6 protein-coding genes and 1 pseudogene are annotated in these 3,112 nt (G+C 69.6%); 1 reads left to right on the top strand and 6 read right to left on the bottom strand.

The annotated features are described in order from the left end of the window. The 4 genes and pseudogenes from ACWCQ6_RS36645 to ACWCQ6_RS36630 form a co-directional block, all read right to left on the bottom strand. A pseudogene (locus tag ACWCQ6_RS36645) lies at positions 1 to 255 on the bottom strand (hypothetical protein); the annotation flags it as partial. Between the two features lie 30 nt (positions 256 to 285). Then, the gene (locus ACWCQ6_RS36640) at positions 286 to 528 is read right to left on the bottom strand and encodes a hypothetical protein (RefSeq protein WP_451096755.1); all 243 of its coding nucleotides are present in this window, start codon (positions 526 to 528) and stop codon (positions 286 to 288) included. Then, entirely contained in the window at positions 510 to 965 is a 456-nt protein-coding gene (locus tag ACWCQ6_RS36635; protein WP_451096753.1) for an MFS transporter, read from the bottom strand. The genes ACWCQ6_RS36640 and ACWCQ6_RS36635 overlap by 19 nt, the downstream gene beginning before the upstream one ends. After that, complete coding sequence (locus tag ACWCQ6_RS36630) at positions 920 to 1,711, bottom strand: MFS transporter (RefSeq protein WP_451096751.1); 792 nt, start codon at positions 1,709 to 1,711, stop codon at positions 920 to 922. Before ACWCQ6_RS36630 ends, ACWCQ6_RS36635 begins: the two co-directional genes overlap by 46 nt. Positions 1,712 to 1,839: 128 nt before the next feature. Between ACWCQ6_RS36630 and ACWCQ6_RS36625 the strand changes: the two genes are divergently transcribed. Beyond that, complete coding sequence (locus ACWCQ6_RS36625) at positions 1,840 to 2,412, top strand: helix-turn-helix domain-containing protein (RefSeq protein ID WP_451096749.1); 573 nt, start codon at positions 1,840 to 1,842, stop codon at positions 2,410 to 2,412. Between the two features lie 70 nt (positions 2,413 to 2,482). Here the strand turns inward: ACWCQ6_RS36625 and ACWCQ6_RS36620 are convergent, their stop codons facing one another. Both ACWCQ6_RS36620 and ACWCQ6_RS36615 read right to left on the bottom strand, forming a co-directional pair. Then, positions 2,483 to 2,599 carry a zinc-ribbon domain-containing protein gene (locus ACWCQ6_RS36620; RefSeq protein ID WP_451096757.1) on the bottom strand — a complete coding sequence of 39 codons (117 nt, stop codon included), beginning with the start codon at positions 2,597 to 2,599 and terminating at the stop codon, positions 2,483 to 2,485. A gap of 289 nt (positions 2,600 to 2,888) precedes the next feature. Then, on the bottom strand, positions 2,889 to 3,112 hold a 224-nt coding region (locus tag ACWCQ6_RS36615; RefSeq protein ID WP_451096747.1), incomplete at its 5' end, for a hypothetical protein.

The following is a 3,112-nucleotide window of genomic DNA, read 5'->3' as shown; positions in this document are numbered from 1 at the left end:
GCTCGAAGAAGACCTGCGCGTGAATACCGGAGGAGTGGCCGGATGGGTAGAGCGCGGCAAGCCGGCCCAGCCGCGGCCGGCGAGCCAGATCGCGTCGCCGCCGTGTCCGCAGCCCAGGTCGAGTGCCGTGCCGGGGGTGGGGGCGAGAGCAGTGGCGAGGTCGGCCAGGACGATGTTGGGCTTGGTGCCCCACTGCGCGTCCATGCGGGAATAGTGGTTCTCCCAGAAGGTGGCGGAGTCGGTCGTGGAGGTCATGGGGTTGTCTCCTTCGGTAAAAGGGGTGCATCAGGCGGTGGCGGTGCTCCGGCGGGAGCGGACCAGAAAGGTGACGGCGGTGAGGGCGAGGACGAACAGGACTGCGCTGGCGGTGAACGCGACGCGGTAGCCGTGCACGTACCCCTCCAACCGGGCCGCGGTGGTGCGGGCGGCGCCGGGATCGGCGCCGGCGGCAAGGTAGAGCGTGTTGAGCAGGGCCGGGCCGAGGGCCGCGCCGACCTGCTGACTGGTGTTCAGTGCGGCGCTGGCCACCCCCGCGTCGGCCGGGGCGACACCGGACAGGGCGACGTTGGGACCGGAGGATAGAACAGGCCCACGCCGACGCTGACCAGGATCTGGGTCGGCAGCACCGCGGTGGCGTACCCGGATCCGGGGTCCAGCCGGGTGAGCCAGAGCAGGCCCGCGATCGCCAGCAGGATGCCGCCGGCCATCAGTGCCTTGGGGCCGAACCGGGGGACCAGTGGCGGTGCCAGCGTCGTGGTGGTGATCACGCCGATGCTGAAGGGGAGGAAGGCGAGCCCGGTGTGCAGGGGCGAGTAGCCCAGGTTGACTTGCAGGAAGTGCGTCATGAACGGGTTCATGCCGAACATACCGGCCCCGATCAGCAGGCTGGCCAGGTAGACCCCGGCCCGGCCCCGGTCGGTCACCACCCGCAGCGGCAGCAACGGGTCCGCCGTGCCCCGTTCCACCAGGACGAAGACCGTGAGCAGGACGGCGGCGACGGCGAGCAGCAAGATGGTGGAGGGCGCCGGCCACCCCGCGCCCTCCGACGCCTGGGCACATCCGTAGACAAGGGAGACAAGACCGCCGGTGGCCAGCAGGGCACCGGGGGGACGTCGTAGCGATGCTCGCCCACTGCCCGGCTCTCGCGCACGAAGAACCTGGCCGCGACCACCGCGGCCAGGGCGATGGGGACGTTGATGTACATGCACCAGCGCCAGCCCGCGTACTCGGTCAGGGTGCCCCCCAGCAGCAGGCCCACCGCGCCCCCGGCGCCCTGGAACGCGCCGTAGATCCCGAATGCCTTGCTCCGCTCCTTGGGGTCGGTGAAGGCGACGGTGATCAGGGAGAGAGCTGCCGGGGCCAGCAAGGCGGCGAAGATCGTGATCGGTTCGGGGGCCGTACCGCCGAGCACGGATGCGGCGGCAAAGCCCAGCAGCCCGATGACCACGGTCCGCTTGCAGCCGATGAAGTCGGCTATCCGCCCGCCGAGAAGCAGCAGCCCGCCGAAGGCCAGGGCATAGGCGGTGATCATCCACTGCCGGTTCACATCGGTCATGCCCAGGTCGCTCTGCGCGTGCGGCAGGGCGATGTTCGCGATGGACACATCCAGCACGACCATCAGCGTCGCCACGGAGCTCACTACCAATGCCGGCCAGCGCTTCGGGTCCAGGGCCGGGGCCCTGAGGCTCGCGGTGCGGGTGTTCACTGTCATCACGGAACAGTCCTCGTCCAGGTGAATACGGGCAGGTCAGAGGCCGTACGGCCGCCTCAGTGAGAGCACAGTGCGCCACCACGTGCCGGACTTGCAAAGCCTCATGCTGTTTCGGCAACCTGGGTCGTATGGGCATCGCGAAGAAGGACGTACTGGACGCGGTCGGGCCCCGGCTTCGGGAGCTGCGGCGCCGGCGCGGGATGACGCTGGCCGAACTCGCCGAGCGGACCGAGATCAACGAGAGCACGCTCTCGCGGCTGGAAGGCGGCAGCCGCAAGCCGACGCTGGAGCTGCTGCTGCCGCTGGCCGAGATCTACGCGGTGCCGCTCGACCAGCTGGTGGGTGCACCGCATACCGGGGACCCACGCATCCATCTGCGCCCGGTGGCCCGGAACGGCATGACGTATGTGCCGCTCAGCGAGCCCGGCGGCGTCCAGGCACACAAGCTGCTCATCGCGCCCAGGCCCGGCACCGAACCCGAGCTGAAGACCCACGAGGGATTCGAGTGGCTCTACGTCCTCGCAGGCCGGCTGCGCCTGCTCCTCGGTGACCAGAGCCTGGTCCTCAAGCCGGGCGAGGCCGCCGAGTTCGACACCCACGTGCCACACTGGCTCGGCCCCGACGACGACCGGGTCGTCGAGCTCCTCGTCCTCTTCGGGCGTCAGGGAGAGCGGGCCCACCTCAAGGCCCACACCTCCTGACACCGCCCCGGACCGGCTCCGCAGCCCGCGCCGATCAGAGGCCCGACTCCCGGCAGGCCGCGACATCGCCCTACTTCCGCTTCGGCAGCGTGGTGCGGTTGGAAATGTTCTCCTGCCACTCGTGCCCGGCCGGGCACCGCCACCACACCGCGACCTGCATCTTCAGCGTCGTCTTCTGAAGCGTCAGCCCGCCGTTGCCCCTCCTGCAACCACATCAACGCGACCTGCGGATACGCCTCGGCCAGCGACACACCCAACGAACGCGCCACAGTGCCCTCCCCTCCGCCCGGTCAGGCCGCCTGACCGCCTCAAGGTCACACCGGCCGGGGAAGATGAGCGGCCGGTGAAACAGTCGCAGGATACGAAGTGGGCGGCCAACCTGGCAGCAGCAAAGCAGTTCCACACCCGTGAAGGACACCTGAGAGTCCCCCGCAAGCACATCGGGCCTTGGATTCGACAGGCGTGCTGTCGGGCCGTCAGTCCGCTACTGACGAGACCGTGATGGTCAAGCTCGGCAGTGGCTCGACAACGTCCACAAACGCGCCGCAAAGCTCCCCGAGCAGCGCCGCGCAGATCTCGATCGGCTCGGGATGCGCTGGTAGAGCGGGGAACGTGGGTGTCTGTCCCAATCCGGTGTCGGCGCTCCGGTGAAGGCCGCGAGCAGAAAGGCGGGCGACGGCCGTGTCAGGTGGGCGGGAGC

The sequence above is a fragment of the Streptomyces sp. NPDC001880 genome (genome assembly GCF_053594575.1).
The sequence above is the reverse complement of the archived record's forward strand: the minus strand, read 5'-3'. Positions and strand labels throughout refer to the sequence as shown.